Here is a 21683-nt window from a genome sequence, read left to right as displayed (position 1 = left end):
CGAATTACGAATGTAATAGCGAAGATTTAAACGGAGATTAAAGGTGATAAGTATTGAATATCACCTTTAATCTCCGTTTAAATCTTCGCTATTACATTCGTAATTCGCAATTCGTAATTCGTAATTAAAAAAAAACTTCCCAATCCCTTAGGGGATTCCCCCCACTTCCGGATCCTATATACAGGACATCGTATTTCATGTTATGAACAACAGGCGTTTATGGGAACTTATGGGGAGGAAACTGGCCGGAGAGGCTTCTGCGGAGGAGCTGCAGGAGCTGGAGCTGTTGCTGCGTGCCCATCCGGAACAACATTTTCCGGCCCATACCATGACGGAGTTATGGAACGGGCCGGCGCCGGAAGATACAGATCATCATGCAGCGGCGGCGCATGATCGGCATATACAACGTATGCAGGCAAGAGGCATCGCTATCGGAGATGATGCCGGGGCAACGGAAACCACGCTTTTACAATTACCCGAAAGCGGCGTTCGCCGCCGTTACTGGCGGATAGCGGCAGCAGTGGCTGCGGTGATGATGGCAGCGGCTGCCTGGTGGCTGGCGCCGGCCGGTAAAACACAGCAGCTCAGCGAAGTGGCTACCCGTAACGGCGCACGCACCAGTATTGAACTACCCGATGGTACACGGGTATGGCTAAACGCAGGCAGCAAACTCACCTATGATAAGAACTTCGGACTGCACAACAGAAATATCACCCTTTCCGGAGAAGCATTTTTTGATGTAAGCAAACAAGCAGAGCATCCGTTTGTTATTCATACCACCGCCGTAAATATTCGCGTACTGGGAACTAAATTCAACATCAGGTCCTATCCCGGCGACCATGCCACAGAAGCGGCATTGCTCTCGGGTAGTATCGAAGCATCCCTCAATAATAGCCAGGAGAAAATTATACTCCGGCCTACCGAAAAAATTATTGTGCAGCATACTCCTGCCGGTAATAAGGAAAGCCGCACCGGGCGGAAGACTGCCATTGCAGCCGTCGCCATTCAGCATCTCACCTATTATGAGGCCAAGCCCGACGCCATCGTGGAAACATCCTGGATGGAAAACAAACTGATGTTCAGGGATATGTCCTTCGCAGAACTGGCACAAGATATGGAGCGGTTTTATGGTGTGCGTGTTCGTCTGACAAATCCTCAGCAGGCCGGGCTGCGCTTTACCGGCACCTTCCAGAAAGAAAACATACAGCAGGCGCTTGATGCCCTGCGGATGACAGCAGATTTTCAATACAAAATAACAGCTGAAGAAATCGTTATCTACTGATAGCACGTTATTCTACTTATAATCACACATCGTTATGAAAGTTATGAAAGAAAGCAGCAGTAACAGCACCTGAGCAAACCAAAACTAAAAACGGGAAATGCGCCAACATTTCCCGCCGAGTTAAACGGAAGTGCTTGCCGGTAGTGAAAAGCAGCAGCAGCTTCCATTCTTATTATCTCTTGAATTAAATGTATGAAAAAATCGCTAATTCCTAGGGAGCGGACATCTCATGCCCTGAAAAAAGCTCTTTTAATTATGAAACTCACCACGTTTTTTTTGCTGGCGTGTTTGATGCAGGTATCTGCCGCTGTCAGCGGACAAGGTACCATCACCCTTAAAATGAAAAAGGTGGAGATCGCGCACGTGCTGAACAGCGTTGAACAACAGGCCAACTACCGCTTTCTGTACAACAATGCTTTAACTGAAATCAGGAAAAAGGTAAATGTCAATGTCACCAACTCCGGGCTGGAGGAGGTGATGAAGGATATTTTTTCCGGTACTTCTCTGAAATATAAAGTGATTGAAAACAACCTGGTGGTCATCATGTCTGATGCGCCACAGATACAGGATATAAAAATTACCGGTAAAATTACCAACGGTAACGGCGGCCAGCCATTACCCGGCGTAACTATCAGCATAAAAGGCACCAACCGCGGCACTGTCTCCAACGCGGACGGCGGCTTTACCCTGACGGCCCCGGAAAACAGTACCCTCGTGGTTTCCTTCATCGGGTTCACCACCCAGGAAATACCCGTGAATAACCGCCAGCAGATAGATATTGCCTTAACAGAATCCGTCAAACAGATAGACCAGGTGGTGGTAGTAGGTTACGGCACACAGCGTAAGGTAGATATCACCGGTTCCATTGCCCAGATAAAGGGAGATGAAATCAACAAGCAACCTGCCGGCAACCCGATGAGCAGCCTGCAGGGCAAGGTAGCGGGCGTACAGGTAACCAACAGCGGCAAACCCGGCGCTGCACCCACTATCAGGATCAGAGGAACAGGTACCGTGTATGGTAGTCTCAGCCCCCTCTATGTCGTAGACGGCGTATGGTTCGACGATATCTCCTTCCTCAACCCTGCCGACATCGAAAATATGAGTATCCTGAAAGACGCTTCCAGCGAAGCTATCTATGGTATGAAAGCTGCCAACGGCGTAGTGCTGATTACCACCCGGAAAGGCAAGGCTGGAAAACCCATGGTAAACTACAACGGCTTTGCAGGATTCCAGCGCGTGACCAATATGGTGAAAATGGCCAATGGCGATGAATACGCGACCCTGATTAACGAAATCAGCAAGGAAAACGGCCAGCCGCCCCTGCTGACAGGCAAATACGGCGAAGGCACCAACTGGTACAAACAGGAACTACGCAATGCCTTTGTTACCAACCACCAGGTGTCTGTAAGCGGCGGTACTGAAAAATCTACCTACAACTTCTCCCTCGGTTACCTGAAACAGGAAGGACTGGTGAAAGGCAATGACTTCACCCGCTTCACAGCAAGACTACAGAACGAGTTCCAGGTATTTGAGCCGCTGAAAATAGGATATAGTATCGTTGCTTCTTCCTATACCTCCCATGATGTTCCGGATAATATCTTCGGACAACTGTTTACTTCCTCCCCGGTAGTGCCGGTACGGAATGCAGACGGCTCCTATGGCGACCCCGATAAATTCAACCTCGGTACCGGCGCTGCCAACAACCCGCAGGTATCGCTGGATGTCTACGATCAGCGCACCAAAAGATATATGGTCACCGGTAGCGTATATGCAGACCTCCGCATCGCCAAACATTTTAACTTTCATACCAGCATCGGCGGAGAATACGGAGATAGTATCATCCGTAACTATACACCGGTATACAAGGCTACTACCAGGCAGTTCAACAACACCAGCTCCCTGATGCGCACTACCGTTGAACGCCGTAACTGGATTGTGGAAAACACCCTCACCTACGATAACAAATTCGGGGATCATTCCCTGAAAGTGTTGCTGGGACAGGGCGCACAACGCTACAGCCTGTATAAACTGATAGCCTCTGCCCAGAACGTACCCAACAACAGCGAAGGAGATATGTACCTGAAACTGGGAAATACTGCTGGCAGGGAAGTAAAGGATGAAGGCGATCTGTATACGATAGCCTCCTACTTCGGCCGGGTGAACTATTCCTATAGGGATAAATACCTGCTGACCGCCTCCCTGCGCGCTGACGGCGCGTCCCAGTTTTCTGCCGATGACCGCTGGGGATATTTTCCTTCCGTAGGTCTTGGCTGGGTGGTAAGCGAAGAATCCTTTCTGAAAAACAGCCAGGTAATTAATAACCTGAAAATACGCGCCAGCTGGGGCCGCGTGGGCAACGCCTCCGTGCCTACCGGTATTCCCATCCTGCAGGTAGCACAAACACCGCAGCTGTCCGCCGTACTGGGCAATACCCTGCAGACAGGCGCCAACATCAATTCAGTAGTGGTGCCCTGGCTGTTATGGGAACATACTACCGGCACAGATGTAGGTATAGAAGCCAGCATACTTAAAAACAGGTTGTATCTCGAAGCCGGCTACTACAGCAAGCTGACACAAAATGCTATCTTCGAGGTGCCTATTTCTTCCTCTGTAGGTATCAACAAATCCACTATCCTGACCAACCAGGCCAACTTCCGCAACCGGGGCCTTGAATTTGCAGCCACCTGGAGAGATGAGATCGGCAAGGATTTCAGTTATTCCATCGGCGGTAATATCAGTGTAAATGAAAATAAGGTTACGGAAGTAAGGGTAGGTAATATCCCGATTCCCGGCGGCGGCAATGCTTCCACCGGCGGGGCCAGAGCTACCCGCACAGTACTGGGTGAACCTATCGGACAGTTCTTCGGATATATTGTGGATGGCATCTTCCAGAATGCAACGCAGGTAGCCGGTTCAGCACAGAAGGAATCAGCAAGGCCCGGCGATTTTATTTACCGCGATGTGAGCGGTCCTAACGGCATTCCTGATGGTAAAATTGATGGCAATGACCGCGTAGCCCTCGGTAACCCGAATCCGAAATATCTGTACGGTCTCAACACCTCCTTTACTTACAAAGCATTTGACCTGGCCCTCGATTTTCAGGGCGTGGCAGGTGTAGATGTATATAACTCCAATCTGGGCCTCCGCTTTGGTAATGAAAACTTCACCAAAGATTTCTATAACAACAGATGGCATGGAGAAGGCACCTCCAACACTTACCCGTCTTCCTACATCGGCGGCCGTGACAACTATCAGCCCAACAGCTTTTTCGTAGAAAGCGGCGCTTACTTCCGTATCAGGAATATTCAGCTGGGTTACACCTTACCGGGAGAAATAGCTAACCGCTGGAAGATGAAAAAACTGCGGTTGTACCTGAATGCACAGAACGCATTCAACTTCTTCAGATACAGAGGCTTCTCACCTGAAATCGGTGGCCCTCCTTTAAGCGCCGGTATCGACACCAATGTGTATCCGCTGTTTGCCACCTACAATTTCGGTGTAAATGTGACTTTCTAATCTAAAGACTGACGAATCATGAAAAGAAATATTCCTCTGTATAAAAAGCGTATAGCCGGCTACGTGATACCGGTATTGTTTGCTGTCAGCGCAGGTTGTGGCAAAGGCTTCCTGGATGTGCCACCGCAGGGACAGCAGCCTAGTGTTCAGTTCTGGCAGACGGAAGGCGATGCCACCAAAGCTGTTAACGCCATGTACGCTTATCTGCGTGACTGGAAACAAACGGCTTTTGCCGCTATTGCCATCGAAAGTATTCCCTCTGATGAAGCAGAGAAAGGAAGCGACCCGAATGATGCCGCCTTCTTCCTGAAATATGATAACTTCAGTGTAACCGCTACAGAAGGGCAGATTGCTGATTTCTGGAGCAGCCAGTACCAGTCCGTCAACTTCTGTAATCAGATACTGCAGCATGTACCGGATATCAAAATGAATGAAGATCTGAAAAACCGTTACTTCGCGGAAGCCAAATTTATACGCGCCTATGCATATTTCAGGCTGGTACGCGCTTTTGGAGATGTGCCGCTGCGCTTATCACTCCCAAAAGATGAAACGGAATACAACATTCCCAGAAATCCGAAAGCTGAAATATGGGCCGCCATTGAAAAAGATCTGACAGAAGCAGCTGCCGTACTGCCGGCCGCTTATGATGCCGCCAATGTAGGCCGCGCCACCAAAGGCGCTGCGCTGGCCCTTCATGCCAAAGTTGCCATGTATCAGAAAAAATGGACCGACGTACTTACTTACACCAACCAGGTGATGGGACTGGGTTACTCCCTGTTCCCCAACTACGAGGCGCTGTTCCGCGTACCCAACGAAAATTCCGTTGAATCCATCTTTGAAGTACAGGCACAGATGGTGCCCGGTAATAAAGACGCCTCCAATTCCCAGTACTCACAGATACAGGGCGTGAAGGCACAAGCCGGCGGCGGCTGGGGTTTTAACACCCCCACACAGGACCTCGTAGCTGCCTATGAACCTGGCGACCCGCGTAAAGATGCCACCATCATCTTCCGCGGAGAAACAACACCACAGGGAGATAAAATTGATCCCGCCGGTATCAATCCGAGGTTTAACCAGAAATCATACGTGCCTTTCAGCGTATGGGTTTCAGGCTTTAACGAAGGCGCAGATCAGAACTTCCGTGTCATCCGCTTTGCAGAAGTATTGCTGATGAATGCAGAAGCCGCCAATGAACTGGGTAACACTACCGTGGCACTCTCCTCACTGAATAAAGTAAGGGCCCGCGCCAGAAACGGACAAACCGGCATTCTCCCGGATGTTACCGTCACCGATAAAACACAGCTGCGCAACGCTATCTGGCATGAAAGACATGTGGAGCTGGCAATGGAAAACGACCGCTTCTTTGATCTGATCCGTCAGGGCAGAGCCGCTCAGGTACTGGGCCCTAAAGGCTTTGTAGCCGGCAGAAATGAAGTATGGCCCGTGCCACAGACTGAAATTGACCTCAGCGCCGGCAAACTGAAACAGAATCCCGGATATTGATGATGACATGTAACAACAACAGTAATGAAATACTTCGTATATACATACCTGTTATGCCTGCTCGCCTCCGGCGGGCAGGCGCAGGTAAAAAAATCTTCCGGTAAGAAGATCACCGATAAAAGCCTGCAGATACAACCCAACCTCTCCGATTCTCAGCTACTGGATCTTGTTCAGCAACAGACCTTCCGCTACTTCTGGGATTTTGCGCATCCTGTTTCCGGGATGGCCCGCGAACGCAGCAACAAATCACCTGACTATGGCGATGAAGTGGTAACCACCGGCGGTACCGGCTTTGGCGTCATGGCCATCATCGTAGCCACAGAAAGAAAATGGATCACGCGGGAACAGGCCGTTGCCCGCCTCCTGAAAATCATCAGCTTCCTGCGCAAAGCTGATCACTACCATGGCATATTCCCCCACTGGATGAACGGTGAAACCGGTAAAACCATTCCTTTCGGCAGAAAAGACGACGGCGGCGACCTCGTGGAATCCGCCTTCCTCTTCCAGGGCCTGCTGGCAGCCAGACAATACTTTCAGCAGGGTGTTCCTGCAGAACGGGAACTGCGCGACAACATCAACTGGACATGGAAGGAAGCTGAATGGGACTGGTATACCCGCGACGGCAGAGATGTCCTCTACTGGCACTGGAGCCCCAATAACGGCTGGGCTATGAACCATCGCATCCTGGGATGGAACGAATGCCTGATTACCTATGTACTCGCTGCATCCTCCCCTTCCTACCCGGTGAAAGCAGAGGTATATCACAAAGGCTGGGCCGCCAGCAACTACTTCCGCAATGACCGCGATTTCTATGGCATCAGGCTCCCGCTGGGATTCGACTACGGCGGGCCACTGTTCTTTACCCACTATTCCTTTCTGGGCCTGGATCCGCACGGGCTGAAAGACCGGTACGCCGACTACTGGACACAAAACAAAAATCATACGCTCATCAACAGGGAATACTGCATCCGCAATCCGAAAGGTTTCAAAGGCTACAGCGCCGACTGCTGGGGCCTTACCGCCTGTGATACCTACGATGGCTACGATGCACATTCCCCCACCAACGACTTCGGAACCATAGCACCCACCGCCGCACTGTCTTCCTTCCCTTACACACCGGAATACTCCATGCAGGCCCTTAAACATTTCTATTTTAAACTGGGCGGCAACATATGGAGCCAGTACGGTTTTACAGATGCGTTCAATGAAACGAAACAATGGTACGCCACTTCACACATCGCCATTGACCAGGGACCCATCATTGTCATGATTGAAAACTATCGCAGCGGCCTGCTCTGGAAACTATTCATGAGCTGCCCGGAAATAAAAACCGGATTGAAAAAACTGGACTTCTCCAGCCCGCATTTAAACTGACAGAAATATGAAACCATCAGCGCTTGTATGGATACTGCTGCTTTGCACATGGCCACTGTTGCCACTGCAGGCGCAACGCACCTACTGTAATCCCGTTAACCTGGATTACGGTTACTGCCCTATCCCCGATTTTGCAGCATGGGGCAAACACAGGGCCACCGCGGATCCCGTGATAGTCAACTATAAAGGAGATTTCTATCTGTTCTCCACTAATCAGTGGGGTTACTGGTGGAGCCACGACCTGAGCGACTGGCATTTCATCTCCCGCAAATTTTTAAAACCCTGGCATAAAGTATATGATGACCTGTGCGCACCGGCCGTATGGGTAAGCGGTGATACCATGATGGTTTTCGGCTCCACCTATACCAGTAACTTCCCCGTCTGGATGAGCACAGATCCTAAAAACAACCAGTGGAAAGAAAGGGTGGATTCCTTTGAGGCAGGCGGCTGGGACCCCGCCTTCTTCCAGGATGACGACGGGAAACTATATATGTACAACGGCAGCAGCAACGCCTATCCGCTGTACGGCGCTGAAATAAACCGCAGCACCATGCAGCTGAAAGGCGCACGCAGGGAACTGTACCTGCTGAACCATGAACGCTACGGCTGGCAGCGTTTCGGTGAATACATGGACAACACGTTCCTGGATCCTTTTATCGAAGGCGCCTGGATGACTAAACACAAAGGCAGGTATTACCTCCAGTACGGAGCCCCTGGTACAGAATTCAGCGGCTATGCCGATGGCGTGGTAGTAAGCGATCACCCGCTGGGGCCTTTCACCCCGCAGGCACATAATCCCGTTTCATTCAAACCCGGCGGCTTTGTCCGCGGAGCCGGCCACGGCAGCACCTTCCAGGACAACCGGCAGCAATGGTGGCATGTTTCTACCATGGTGATCTCTGTAAAAAACAGTTTTGAAAGAAGACTGGGCTTCTGGCCAGCCGGCTTCGATAAAGATGGGGTCATGTATTGCAATACCGCCTTCGGTGACTATCCGCACTACCTGGACAGGCCCGTCAGCAAAAAAGGCGACGGCTCCTATGAACAGGATGGCAGTACCTTCACCGGCTGGATGCTGCTGAACTACAACAAACCAGTCACCGTTTCTTCCACGCTGGGAGGCTACCTGCCCAATAACGCTGTCGATGAAAACATCAAAACCTACTGGAGCGCCGCCACCGGCAACAAAGGCGAATGGATCGGGACAGACCTCGGCGCTCTCAGCACCGTCCATGCCGTTCAGATCAATTATGCCGACCAGGACGCGGCCTTCCTCGGTAAACAGACAGATATCTGCCATCAGTATATCCTCCGCTATTCTGCCGACGGAAAAAAATGGCATATCCTGGCAGATAAAAGCAATAACAAAACCGATGTACCACATGATTACGTTCCGCTGCCCCAACCTGTAAAAGCACGGTACATCCGCCTGGAAAATATCCATATGCCTACCGGTAAATTTGCTGTCAGCGGCCTCCGCGTATTTGGTAACGGTAACGGACCTACGCCAGATACCGTCAAATCACTGATCGTACTTCGCACGGAAAAGGATAAACGCAGCGCCTGGATCAAATGGGAACCCGTTGATAATGCCTACGCCTATAATATTTACGTGGGCATTGCTCCCGATAAACTTTATAACTGCATCATGGTGCATAATGCCAATGATTATTACTTCAAAGGCATGGATAAGGAACAACCGTATTATTTCAGCATAGAAGCCATTAATGAGAATGGTGTATCGCGGCGTACGCAGGCGCTATTAGTGCGTTGAGAAGAATTTTGGAATTTTGGAATTTTTTGATTTTGAGATTTTAAATACAGCGAAGATATTCGCGAAGAGCAATTGCTGCATTTATAAATTCCAAAATCAAAAAATTCCAAAATCCGTAAATCTCACCCCGCGTTTCTTGCTCTGAAGCTGCAGAACAGAAAATTCTGCGTCGTATGAAAGGGGGTAGTGTGATTTTCTGTGATGCAGTTAATTTTTTCGAAAGATGATACCAGCTGTTGTGTCAGTTCGTCTTCCGAATATTTTTTGATGACGAGGCCGCTGCATTTGTCGGGGCCTTTATCGGAGAAGGTACCGATGGCAAGATAGCCGGTGGCTGCTTTTCCGGCGATGCTCAGGTAGGCCGTAATTTGTTCCGGTGTGGTGAGGAAATGGAAGGTGGCTCTGTCATGCCATACAGTATAGCTACGTTCAGGCGTAAACGTTGTGATATCGGATACGATCCATTTCACCAGGCCGGCCTTGTCTCCCAGTCGTTGCCGGGCTCTTTCCAGTGCCGGTGCGGAGATATCCAGCACGGTGATATCAGTATATCCTTCTTCCAGCAGGAAATCGGCCAGCTTACTTTCTCCTCCGCCTATATCGATGATGGGAGCATCTTTGGCTACTGAAAAGCTGCGGATAAAATCCAGCGATACCTGCGGGATGTCCTGTGTCCAGCTCATTTCGTCAGAGGCCTTGTGGCGGTAAATATTATCCCAGTGTTCTTGTTGCTCCATAACAATCAGTTTGAATCTGAAAGGTCGGTAATTTTATACTTTTCTGAAAACCACGATACCGTTGTGGCCACCGAATCCAAAGGTATTGCTCATGGCCACCTCTACCTTTTTCTCTGTTGCCTGTCCGAGAATAATCTGTAAACCTTCAGGGATGGCCGGGTCCAGGGTAGTGGTATTAATGGTGGGTGCAATGATGCCTGTCCGGATGCTCATAATACTGGCAATGGCTTCTATAGCGCCGGCAGCGCCCAGCAGGTGGCCGGTCATGGATTTGGTGGCGCTGATGTGCAGCCGTTCCGGGTTATTGCCGAACATCCTGGTGATGGCAGCGATTTCACTCAGGTCGCCCACCGGGGTGGAGGTAGCGTGCGCATTCAGGTAATCTACGTCGGTGTCATTTAATCCTGCATCTTCCAGGGCTGATTTCATAGCCTGGTATGCGCCCAGTCCTTCGGGGTGAGTAGCTGTCATATGATAGGCGTCTGCCGTCATAGCAGCACCAGCCACTTCCGCATAGATAACGGCGCCTCTTGCTCTGGCATGTTCATATTCTTCCAGTACCAGCGCACCGGCGCCTTCTCCCATCACGAAGCCATCGCGTTCCGTATCAAAAGGGCGGGAAGCTGATGCCGGATCACCGTTGCGGACAGACATGGCCTTCATGGCACAGAAGCCACCTACAGACGCCGGTGTTACGGGCGCTTCCGAACCGCCGGTGATAATTACCTTTGCCTTACCCAGACGGATATACGTTAATGCATCCATAATAGCTGTGTTGGAAGTAGCGCACGCTGAAACAGTGGTATAGTTGATCCCCATCAGCCCATACCGGATAGAGATCATGCCGGAAGCCATGTTGGTGATAAGCCGGGGAACAAAGTACGGACTGAACCGCGGGTTATAGTCGCCCGTAACATATTCCGTTACCTGCTCCTCAAATGTCTGCATGCCTCCCTGCCCGGAGCCCCAGATAACACCGGTATCAAAAGGATTCATGGTGCTGAAGTCCAGCCCGGAGTCTTTAATTGCTTCCCCAGCGGCTGTCAGTGCATATTGCGTAAAGGGATCTGTTTTCCTGATCTCTGCTTTGTCGAGGGTATCGGCAGGCTGATAATTTTTAAGCTCGCAGGCAAACTGCGTCCGGAACCTGCCCGCATCAAAGCGGGTGATGGTAGCGGCCCCGCTTTTACCTGCCACCAGGCTTTCCCAGAAAGCAGCGGTAGTATTACCGACAGGCGTTACTGCACCCAGACCGGTCACGACAACTCTTTTCATCATAAGTATGTTTTTAGCGTAAATCTTCCAGGAGACGTTTGGTGATACGCTGACAGACATGTGGTCCCAGTACTCTTGACAGCAGCAGGGACGACTGCAGGTTTGACATCACCATCAGTGCGCGGTCTTCCGCATCTCCTTTAAAATGAAACAGTTTCTTTTTTCTGCCTTTCTCCAGGCAGGCGGTCACCCATTCCAGTATTTCCAGGGTCATTTCCTGGATCTTTCCCTGCATATCTTCCGGCAGGGTTTCGAAGTCCGGCGCCAGCGAACCAATAAGACAGATATTACCCGCTTTGCAGTGCCGCCGGAATACATCAAACAATTTATCCAGCTGCTCATCTTCCGGCAGCCGCCTCCATTGCTCCCGCTGCACCGCGAAGGTTTCCAGCTCATGTATGATGACGCCCTCCCCCAGGTCCGATTTAGCAGGGAAATGATAATGGATGGCTGCATTCTTTACTTCGAGCGGATCAGCAATATCCTTATAGCTGAAAGCATTGTATCCTTTCACCCGGATCAGCTTATCCGCCATTTCCACTATTTTCTCTCTCGTTCCTGACATAAACTATTTGTTAAATTGTTATGCAATCTACTTACTTACCAGTAAGTAAAAAAATATTAATTATGATTTTGCAGATAACAAGGCAATAATTGCAGACAACCAGGCATACATTCTTCTTTTCAAGTACGTCAGCATCAACATATCAAGTATTTTTTATTCGTCCCAAATGCCCTGTTCATAAGTATTCCGGTATTACTTTTATGCGAAACCAACCAAATGTTCAAAGGATGAAAAAGAATTTATTATTGCTGGGCGTATTATTCACCGGTATGCTGGCATGCAAAAAAAACGACACCCGTATTAACACCGGAGGGTTACCCGATAACCAGCCGGATACTTCCGGAATAAAACATACCGGTGTATTTGTACTCTATCCCTATGGCGCTGATATTAGGAAGGATAGTATCTGGCCTGATAAAAAGGGACACTCCCTGCTGATTGAAACAGTAATGCAGCCGGTTGTTCCGGCCAATGCAGATAAGATTTTTCCGGGTGCAGTACTGAAAGGTAATAGCATAGAGGGCGGAAATTATGTACCGCTCACCGGATATACCTATAAACCGCAATCCATCGTAATCGGTACCAATATAAATACCTTGCTCCTGACTACGGATGCTCCCGGTCCGGATGCTGTCAGGGCGTATATCAAAAATGTACTGCGGGGAACCGATGCCGGCAGCCGTGTTATGAAAAGTGACATCTCCGGAGTGGAAACATTTAGCAGCATACTCGTATCTCTTAACGGGAAGCCTGATGCAACGCAGATCGAAACCTTCAACATCGCCGGAGGCGTTTGTTTCAGCTTTGAGACGCAACTATTTACGCTGACTACGGAAATACCCAAAGATGGCCAGCTTTTCACTACGCCACTCAGTGAGGCTTCCCGGAAAGAAAATCCCTTATATGTAGCCAGTGTTACCTATGGCCGCCGGGCTGCCCTGCTGGTTACCTCCAGGTCAAAGAACCCGGAGGATCTCGTCAGACTCAGAACTGCTGCTGTTAAAGTAAGTACAGGAGAAGAAATCAGTTATGCGGAAGCTGACATGCTGGAAAAAGCATTTATCCGTTATTATTATAAAGATGAAACAACAGGTCATGATATGGAAGTGAAAGATATTAAAGGGCTTTATGCACTCCGGGAAGTGATGGCCGGATTTCAGGAGCTGAAAATGTTATCACCTGATAAACCAGGTACGCCCATTGGTTTCCGCATGCGTTCCCTGATAGATTTCTCTTCCTACAAAATGTCTTACCAGCTACATCTGCCATTATAAAACCTGTAGCCCCGTGTAAATGATTTATTAAATTATTACACACATAAACTTACTTATCAGTAAGCAAAAAAACACTGGATATACCTTTACAGATAACAAGCAATTTTTAACGGGCAACCAGCCATTTTTTTTCATTTTGCTTATTTCTGCACCAACACATCAAGGTAGAAAATATCTGCCGGAATGCCCTGTTCATAAGTATTCTGGCATTATTTTTACATCAGGTTGATCAAATATTCAAAGGATGAAAAGAAACCTGTTACTACTGAGCGTACTATTTTCCGGTATGGTGGCGTGCAAAAAAAATGATGCTACTGTTAATCCTGCTCCGGGAGGAATACCGGATGACCAACCAGATACTTCCGGCATCAGGCAGGCCGGTGTGTTTGTACTCTATCCGATTGGAACAGATATTCAGAAAGACAGTATCTGGCCCGACAAAAAAGGACATTCTATCTTTATTGAAACACTGGCGCTGCCAGTTGTCCCTATCAATGTGGATAAGGTTTTTCCGGGTGCAGTACTGAAGGGTAACAGCATCGAAAGCGGAAATTATGTTTCGCTGACCGGATATACATACAAGCCGCAGGCAGTGGTGATGAGTACAGATATAAATGCACTTCCCTTAACAACAGATGCTCCCGGGCCGGATGTTACCAAAGCATATATCAAAAACGTACTGAAAGGAAATAATTCCGGCAGCCGCGTTATGTTAGCCGGAATCAGCGGAGCGGAAAAATTCAGCAAAATACTGGTTTCTCTGAATGGAAAGCCTGATCACACACAGATTGAAACCTTCGATATCTCCGGAGGTGTTTGTTTTAATTATGATATAGAATTATTTAGTCTGACTATAGATATACCCAGAGACGGTGAGTTCTTCACGACTCCTCTCAGCGAGACTTCAAAAAAGGAGAATCCTGTATATGTAGCCAGTGTCACCTATGGCCGTCGGGCAGCCCTGCTGGTTACCTCCAGGTCGAAGAACCCGGAGGATCTCGTCAGACTCAGAACTGCTGCCGTCAAAGTAAGCAGAAAGGAAGATATCAGCAACAACGAAGCTGACATGCTGGAAAAAGCATTCATCCGATATTATTACAAAGATGAAACAACAGGCAATGATATGGCTGTAAGGGAAATTAAAGGGCTGAAGGAACTCCGTGAAATCATCACCGGATTTCAGCAGCTGGCTGTATTATCACCTGATAAACCGGGTACGCCCATTACTTTCCGCACGCGTTCCCTGATAGATTTCTCTTCCTATAAAATGTCTTACCAGCTACATCTGCCATTATAAAACCTGTACCCGTAGTCCTGACCGCCCCGCAAAGGGCGGTCTTTTCTTTTCTGAACGTCATCTTTCCCCACGCTTATCCCCGCTTTTCTGCATCCGGCTACTTTACTTTTTTTATCTGCATGGGAACTGCTTACTTTGTACCTGTCGGATTAACAGCATATGAAAAAGCAGCCATCACTTTCTCTTTACTGGAAATGTCAGCTTGCCGGCTGGACGGCGGCAGCCCTTTACTGGGAAGCGGAAGCTTTTATCCGCAGCAAGGAATTTAATGTAACGCTGGGCATTATTAATTTCGCGGCAGATATCCTCGTTAATATACTGCTCACCGATGCCTACCGCCGTTATGCCATGCGCCATGCGTGGCATACGCTGCCTCCCCGCAGGTTACTCGGACGTATTATCCCTGCTGTGCTGCTGCTGGCAACAGGCTTTGCCCTCAGCGTGTCCCTGCGTTTTTACCTGCTGGATCATTACCTGACAGGCTGGTACCAGGGTTCCTGGCCGCAACACATGGCTGACTTTGGCTGGACGCCTTTCGTCACCGGTATCAGGATCATGTCTATCTGGGTACTGGCCTGGCACATGTATCACTATGCACAGCGGGAAATCCGTATCACCCGTGAAAATGCGCGGCTGCAGCTGATTGCCAAAGAAATACAACTTGAAAATTTAACGGCCCAGCTGAATCCCCATTTCTTCTTTAACTCGCTGAACACCATCAAGTCACTGGTACTGGAAGATCCTTCACAGGCAAGAAGAGCGATAGATCTGCTGTCGGAACTGCTGCGCACTTCTCTCTACAACAGAACAGACCAACTCATATCCATCGCGGAAGAACTACAGCTCGTAAAGGATTACCTGGAACTGGAAAAACTCCGGCTGGAAGAAAGACTGATCCCTGTTTTTGATATTGATACCACCTTGCTGGATATACGTATTCCGCCACTCAGTATACAAACACTGGTGGAAAATGCCATCAAGCACAGTATCAGCCGTTTAAAAAATGGTGGTACTATAACAGTAACGGTTACACGTAACAAGACCGGCGTACAGATCATTGTTCATCATCCGGGCCGCCTGCAGGAACATGCACCCGCAGGCCTGGGGCTGAAAAACCTGCGCGAGCGGCTGCAGCTGCAATTCCAGGGGAAGGCGGATTTTGCGGTTACCTCTGCCACCGGTACTGTTACCGCAGTTATTCAGTTGCCTGATATTCCTGCAGGAGGAACACCGTAACGTAACCGCACATATTACCTGCGGCACTATACAGCATTTATTAAAACTATCAGCGTCATGAAGAAAGTACGCGTCATTATTGCGGACGATGAACGTGCAGCCAGAGAAGAGATCAGGCGGGCCTTACAGGACTATCCGGACTACGAGATCACCGGCGAAGCGCGCAATGCGGAAGAAGCCAGGGCGCTGATTACCGCCGGCAAGGCGGACCTGCTTTTCCTGGATATTCAGATGCCGGAAGAATCCGGCTTTGAACTACTGGCTTCCCTGGAAGAAACGCCTGCCGTCATCTTTACCACCGCATATGATACGTATGCTGTACAGGCATTTGATACCAATGCGCTGGACTATCTGCTGAAGCCCATCCGCAGCGAACGGTTTGCCCAGGCCATCGAAAAACACCGCCGCCAGTGGCAGATACAGCCGCAGCCCGCCGAACGGCAGCTGTTCATCAAAGATGGCACACAGTATTTTTTTGTACGCCACCATGATATATATCTCATCGAATCTGCTGCCAACTATGCACGGATTTACTTCGGAGAGAAAAAAGCCCTGATGAAAATTTCCCTGAATCAGCTGGAAGAAAAACTTGACCCGGCTGTTTTTTTCCGGATCAACCGGAACCAGATTATCAACGGAAAGCATATTTCAACCATCAGCGCCGCCGGCAACGGCAGACTGAAAGTACTGCTGACAGCCGGCCCTGAGCTGGAAGTATCCAGCCGGCAGACGGTAAAATTCAGGCAATGGAATAACAGATAACCACTTACCCTTACATCAAGCATATGAAAAAAATGATGAGAGCAATGTTCTCACTGGCCGTGCTGTGCCTGCCGGTGAGCCGTATGACTGCGCAGCAATTGTATTTCCCGCGGGAAGCCTCCCATAGCTCCCCGCAGCTCCCTGCTGCTATGCAGGCACTCGCCGCCCGCCTGCTACCCCTCCTGCAGGAGGAAGAAGACAAATGGTCTTCCCTGCCCACCCTGTTTATGGTACAGATGACCGCCGGCAGGTACGATGCCGCCCTGCGTACTATCGCTGCCTACAGGGCAATATACAGCCGGACAGATACCTGCATGGCAGGCATTCGTTTTATACAGTACCATACCTATGCCCGCGCAAAGCTGTTGCAACAGCAACACCACCGGCAATTTCCACAGGCTTTCCGCAGTGCCTTTGCCACAGCCCTGCAACAGCTCACACCCTGCAACCGCTTTGATACAGACAGCTGGTTTACCTTTGATTTACCTGCCGTTACCGCCGACTTCCGGCGGGAGCTGGACCGGTGGCAGCAGCGCGACAGTATAGACGTGAATAATGCCATTACCCTTTGCCGCCGGTATAATGCCTGGCGCGTTGCTACCGCCGTAATGCCACTGGCCGCGCCACTGATAGCACAGGAGAACCGGCAGCACTATCTTATCAACGACAGTATACTGATCCGCACCAGGGACGGCGCTGAGGTGCCGGCTATTGTTGTCCGCCCGAAACATCAGCAGCAGCCCTTGCCCGTCATCTTCTTCTTTACGATTTACACCGAAATCAAAAACCTCAGCATCGCCAAGGAAGCTGCAGACAGAGGATACGTAGGCGTAGTAGCCAACTCCCGCGGTAAAAGAGGCAGCTCCGGCGAAGTAACACCCTATGAACACGATGGCCGCGATGCCTGGGATGTTACCGACTGGATCAGCAAACAATCCTGGTGCAACGGCAGCATAGGCATGTATGGCGGCAGCTACGTCGGATTCACCCAGTGGGCCGCCGTAAAGCAGGGCGTACATCCTGCCCTTAAAACCATTGTGCCTTCCGCAGCCGTTGTTCCCGGCTTTGATGTACCCAAGGAAAACAATGTTTTCATGAACTTCGTATATCCCTGGATACCCTATGTCACCAACAACAAATACCTGGACAATGTCAGCTACAATAACCAGCCCCACTGGCGCAACCTCAGCTTCAACTGGTATCACAGCGGCGCAGCCTACCGTACCATGGACAGCATCGACGGCGTGCCCAGCAAAATATTCCGGCGCTGGATATCACATCCTTCCTATGATAAATACTGGCAGGATATGACCTGCTACCGGGAAGATTTTTCCCGCGTTAATATCCCCGTGCTGACTACCACCGGCTATTATGACGGCGCACAAATAGGAGCTATGTATTACTATCGCCAGCACATGCAATACCGCCCCGGAGCACAGCACTACCTCGTGATAGGTCCCTGGGATCACCTCGGCTGTCAGCACGTGGCTACGCCCTTCGTCAGCGGTTATAAAATTGACGACACAGCCAATATCAGCATACACCAGCTCATCTATGAATGGTTCGCTCATATTCTTCGCGGAGGCCCCCGACCGGCTCTCCTGAAGGATTATGTCAACTACCAGGTAACAGGTACCAACGAATGGAAACACACAGCCTCCCTCGCGCAGATGAATAACGATACCCTCACCTTCTACCTTGATACCAGTCATCTGCTGCGCCCCTCTCCCTCAGCAGGAAAGGGCTTCCTCACACAGGAAATTCCACTGGCAGACAGGCAAGGCGGCTTCACCTACAATGCCATTCAATACCCTACCATCAGCAACAGCCCGAATATGACCAATGGTATCCGCTACGAAAGCGCTCCACTAACCGAAGCACTCACCATCAACGGCGCCTTCTCCGGACAACTACATCTGACTGCCAACAAAAAAGACCTCGATGCCGGTATACTGCTATATGAACATCTTCCCGACGGCCGCTATTTCCAGCTCTCCTATTTCATAGGACGCGCCAGCTACGCCCGCAGCCTGGAAACACGTACCCTGCTGGAACCCGGGCAGCCAGCCGTCTTCCCCTTCAGTAACACCCGCATCATCTGCAAAAAAATCAGCAAAGGCAGCCGCCTGGTTGTCATCCTCAACATCAACCAAAGCCCCTTTGAACAAGTCAACTACGGCTCCGGAAAAGATGTCAGCGACGAAACCATTGCCGATGGCAACACTCCCCTGCGGATAAAATGGTCAGGTGAAAGTTATGTGAGTATTCCGGTATGGAAATAAAGAGAAATAATTACGAATGATGAATGGTGGGTTATTTTTTTATTTAGTTATTTGAGATTTTGTGCCTGATCGTGATGCTCTCTGGAACCTGTAAGCCCAGGGAGCATCACGATCAGGCACAAAATCTCAAATAACTAAATAAAAAAATAACCCACCATTCGTAATTCGCAATTATTTCATCACCACCGTATCTCTGTCAGCCACAAACCGCGTGTCCTTAATAGCTCCTGTCCCGTTAAACCGGTATTGCAGTCCTACAATACCGGTGGGTGGCCGCTTTGCTTCCAGCGTATAGGCTGCTTTATCATTTACCAGGAAACGCATGTGTGTTCCGCTGGCTTCTACCCGCACTTTCACCCATTGGGTAAGATCGCATCCGAAACCCGACAGGTCAGCCTGACTGCTTTTCACGGAAGCCCCTCTGGCCAGCAGGCTGAGCTCTCCCACACATCCTTTTGCACTGAGTGGTACAATAATTACATCGTTTTTGCATAATATCAAGAGATCCGCAAACTGACATGCGGCGGAGCCCTCACGGTAGGTGGTTTTTATGGTAGTTTCCAGGGTGAAATGGTCATTCATCAGCCCCGGCATATCTTTTACATTGATGAAACGCAGCTGCGGCGTGACTGGCTGCATCGGTATATTATAGGCGGCCAGCGTTGCTTCATTCACACTAATGACAGTATCCTGCTGAAAAGTTTCCGGCCTGATGTACACAGGCACCTTTTCCTGTTCAATCAGCGCTACCCAGCCGCCGGAGGTTATCATGAGGTCATGCTCTTTCACGATGTTCTCTCCTGTCATCAGCTTGGCCCTGTAATAACCAGGATAATAGTAAATGGTGGAATACCGGTGCTGGTCTTTGGGTACAGCTGTTTTACGGCTAACATCCCAGCTCTGTGCTATGAAAACGGTATCGTTGGCTGCAGTAGCATCATAACTGAAAATAACAGAATTGGGGACGCCCGCACTCATTGTTTTGTTGCTGACAAAGGTATAATCCGCTGACCGGCTCACGGTGGTGTTGCTGCTTTTCCAGAATGCAAATCCGCCTGCTGCGAGCAACAGTAGCACCGGAAGCATCACCCGGATGGATATACGCGGCGTTGCCGCTGTTGTCACTGCCGGTTCAGCCGGAACAACTACCGCCGCTGTTCCCTGCTGCTTTTTAAAATCGCGCCAGTCTGCATATCCGGCAAACCTGGCCATTGTATTCAACGTGGTCACTGCCGGCATGTGATGATATTCCAGCCGGCCCCATAATCTTTTCAAGGTGGTGATACTCAACGTTACCCCAGTGGATTCCTGTATCTCCACACTCAGTTTTTCAAAGTCGTAGGTGGTCCACTCCTGGCTGCTACCCCAGTTCAACCGCTTTTCTACGGCTGACAGGCACTCACGTATTAAAATATTTTCATCCATATTTCAAACTAAAGCACATAGCATTATCAACTTGAACGTACTTGCATCAACTTGTTTCCGGGTTGAATGGCTTTCAAGTTACTCATTATTCATTTTAGCGGCTGTATTCTTTTACATTAAAATCCAACACATCATGATCTGGAAAACAGCCGCGGCGATTATGCTCTTAGCAACAACACAGGCAGGCGCTCAGCAACGGACCAACGTCGGCGCATCTACGAAAAACAAAGGCGCTATCACCATCCCTTTACAACCTGCCAGCTGGGAAGATGAAAACAAGATAGCCACCTTCACCACGCACAAATCTGTACCGGCCGTCATCCTGAAAGGAAAAGGACAGCTGGTGCTGAAAGACTTCAACATGACTGATGGCATCATTGAATACGATATGGAGCCAATGGAAAAAACTTTCACCGGCATCTATTTCAGGAGAAGCTCCGCACTGGAAAGTGAAATATTTTACTTCCGCGCAGATAATGCCGGCCATCCGGAGGCTTTCTACGCCACACAATATGCTCCCATGCTCTCCGGTACCAACATGTGGGATATGTACCATCATTTCCAGGCTGGCGCCAGCTATCAGCTCCATCAGTGGAACCATGTTAAGCTGGTCATCTCCGGCAAACAGCTGGCAGTATTTGTAAATGATATGGAGCATCCCATACTTCAGGTACCGCAACTGGAAGGCAACAGCCAGAGCGGCTCCATCGCCTTCGATGGCCCGGTAGCTATTGCCAATCTCATGGTGCAACCCGGACAACCAGCCGGCCTCTCCCCGCTTCCCGGCATAGATCCGGTATCCAACGATACCCGCTATCTGCGCAGCTGGCTGGTTAGCCAGCCTGCCATCATCCCCGCAGGTACCGATATTTTCAGCTCCCGTAAATACACAGCAAACAGCACCGGCTGGGATACCATCCGGGCGGAACGCAGAGGACTCATCAACCTCACCCGCAAATTCGGCGCTTCAAAAGAGAGAAGAATAGTATGGCTTAAAACCAGCATACAGGCCAACGCCGACCTGAACAAACAATTACGCCTCGGCTTCAGCGATGACATATGGATATACCTCAACGGCTCATTACTCCTGGCAGATAAAAATACTTTCGGCGCACTCATCATGAAAACGCCTGCCGGCAGATGCTCCCTGGAAAACACGACCCTCACACTCCCCCTGAAAAAAGGCGGCAACGAACTACTGATCGGGGTGGCAAATGATTTCTATGGCTGGGGAATTGTAGCAAGATGGGATGATGTGGAGGAAATAATTATGAATTACGAATTGCGAATTACGAATGTAGAAGCGAAGAACTAAACGAAGATTAATTTACTTCTTCGCTTATGTCTTCGCTCCTCATTCGTAATTCGTAATTCGCAATTC

The 21683-nt window shown here is 49.7% G+C and carries 15 protein-coding genes; 11 read left to right on the top strand and 4 right to left on the bottom strand.

Annotation, left to right across the window (positions count from 1 at the left end):
- Positions 1 to 229 precede the first annotated feature (229 nt).
- The 5 genes from GWG06_RS15475 to GWG06_RS15455 all read left to right on the top strand — a co-directional run bounded on the left by GWG06_RS15475 (position 230) and on the right by GWG06_RS15455 (position 9449).
- Positions 230 to 1282, top strand: a complete 1053-nt coding sequence (locus tag GWG06_RS15475) for a FecR family protein (protein ID WP_160714265.1) — start codon at positions 230 to 232, stop codon at positions 1280 to 1282.
- Between the two features lie 255 nt (positions 1283 to 1537).
- Positions 1538 to 4798 carry a TonB-dependent receptor gene (locus tag GWG06_RS15470; protein ID WP_158631578.1) on the top strand — a complete coding sequence of 1087 codons (3261 nt, stop codon included), beginning with the start codon at positions 1538 to 1540 and terminating at the stop codon, positions 4796 to 4798.
- Positions 4799 to 4816: 18 nt separating this feature from the next.
- Complete coding sequence (locus tag GWG06_RS15465; protein ID WP_160714263.1) at positions 4817 to 6301, top strand: RagB/SusD family nutrient uptake outer membrane protein; 1485 nt, start codon at positions 4817 to 4819, stop codon at positions 6299 to 6301.
- 24 nt (positions 6302 to 6325) lie between these two features.
- Complete coding sequence (locus GWG06_RS15460; protein WP_160714262.1) at positions 6326 to 7675, top strand: glucoamylase family protein; 1350 nt, start codon at positions 6326 to 6328, stop codon at positions 7673 to 7675.
- A gap of 7 nt (positions 7676 to 7682) precedes the next feature.
- On the top strand, positions 7683 to 9449 hold the full coding sequence (locus GWG06_RS15455) for a family 43 glycosylhydrolase (protein WP_160714261.1): 1767 nt from the start codon (positions 7683 to 7685) through the stop codon (positions 9447 to 9449).
- A 122-nt stretch (positions 9450 to 9571) separates the two neighbouring features.
- Here GWG06_RS15455 and GWG06_RS15450 read toward each other — a convergent pair whose 3' ends face one another.
- The 3 genes from GWG06_RS15450 to GWG06_RS15440 are packed head-to-tail and all read right to left on the bottom strand — an operon-like array spanning position 9572 to position 12026.
- Positions 9572 to 10186 (bottom strand): class I SAM-dependent methyltransferase, encoded by a 615-nt coding sequence (locus GWG06_RS15450; protein ID WP_160714260.1) that lies wholly within the window; start codon positions 10184 to 10186, stop codon positions 9572 to 9574.
- Positions 10187 to 10219: 33 nt separating this feature from the next.
- Positions 10220 to 11461, bottom strand: a complete 1242-nt coding sequence (fabF, locus tag GWG06_RS15445) for a beta-ketoacyl-ACP synthase II (RefSeq protein WP_160714296.1) — start codon at positions 11459 to 11461, stop codon at positions 10220 to 10222.
- A 13-nt stretch (positions 11462 to 11474) separates the two neighbouring features.
- Entirely contained in the window at positions 11475 to 12026 is a 552-nt protein-coding gene (locus tag GWG06_RS15440; protein ID WP_160714259.1) for a TetR/AcrR family transcriptional regulator, read from the bottom strand.
- A gap of 227 nt (positions 12027 to 12253) precedes the next feature.
- On the opposite strand from GWG06_RS15440, the gene GWG06_RS15435 reads away from it, so the two are divergent.
- The 5 genes from GWG06_RS15435 to GWG06_RS15415 all read left to right on the top strand — a co-directional run bounded on the left by GWG06_RS15435 (position 12254) and on the right by GWG06_RS15415 (position 18877).
- On the top strand, positions 12254 to 13300 hold the full coding sequence (locus tag GWG06_RS15435; protein WP_160714258.1) for a hypothetical protein: 1047 nt from the start codon (positions 12254 to 12256) through the stop codon (positions 13298 to 13300).
- A 244-nt stretch (positions 13301 to 13544) separates the two neighbouring features.
- Entirely contained in the window at positions 13545 to 14597 is a 1053-nt protein-coding gene (locus tag GWG06_RS15430) for a hypothetical protein (protein ID WP_160714257.1), read from the top strand.
- A 159-nt stretch (positions 14598 to 14756) separates the two neighbouring features.
- Complete coding sequence (locus tag GWG06_RS15425; RefSeq protein WP_160714256.1) at positions 14757 to 15833, top strand: sensor histidine kinase; 1077 nt, start codon at positions 14757 to 14759, stop codon at positions 15831 to 15833.
- Positions 15834 to 15890: 57 nt separating this feature from the next.
- Positions 15891 to 16595, top strand: coding sequence for a LytR/AlgR family response regulator transcription factor (locus GWG06_RS15420; protein WP_127042176.1), 705 nt, complete (start codon positions 15891 to 15893; stop codon positions 16593 to 16595).
- Positions 16596 to 16627: 32 nt separating this feature from the next.
- Positions 16628 to 18877 carry a CocE/NonD family hydrolase gene (locus tag GWG06_RS15415; RefSeq protein ID WP_235938367.1) on the top strand — a complete coding sequence of 750 codons (2250 nt, stop codon included), beginning with the start codon at positions 16628 to 16630 and terminating at the stop codon, positions 18875 to 18877.
- A gap of 171 nt (positions 18878 to 19048) precedes the next feature.
- On the opposite strand, the gene GWG06_RS15410 is transcribed toward GWG06_RS15415, so the two are convergent.
- Positions 19049 to 20302: a hypothetical protein gene (locus tag GWG06_RS15410; protein ID WP_160714255.1), complete on the bottom strand. Its 1254-nt coding sequence runs from the start codon at positions 20300 to 20302 to the stop codon at positions 19049 to 19051.
- Positions 20303 to 20435: 133 nt separating this feature from the next.
- Here GWG06_RS15410 and GWG06_RS15405 point away from each other — a divergent pair, with 133 nt between their 5' ends.
- A complete protein-coding gene (locus GWG06_RS15405; RefSeq protein ID WP_160714254.1) occupies positions 20436 to 21617 on the top strand; it encodes a hypothetical protein in 1182 nt (393 codons plus the stop codon).
- The last annotated feature ends 66 nt before the right edge of the window (positions 21618 to 21683 follow it).

Source organism: Chitinophaga solisilvae (assembly GCF_009928525.1).
Classification (GTDB): Bacteria; Bacteroidota; Bacteroidia; order Chitinophagales; family Chitinophagaceae; genus Chitinophaga; species Chitinophaga solisilvae.
The sequence above is the reverse complement of the archived record's forward strand: the minus strand, read 5'-3'. Positions and strand labels throughout refer to the sequence as shown.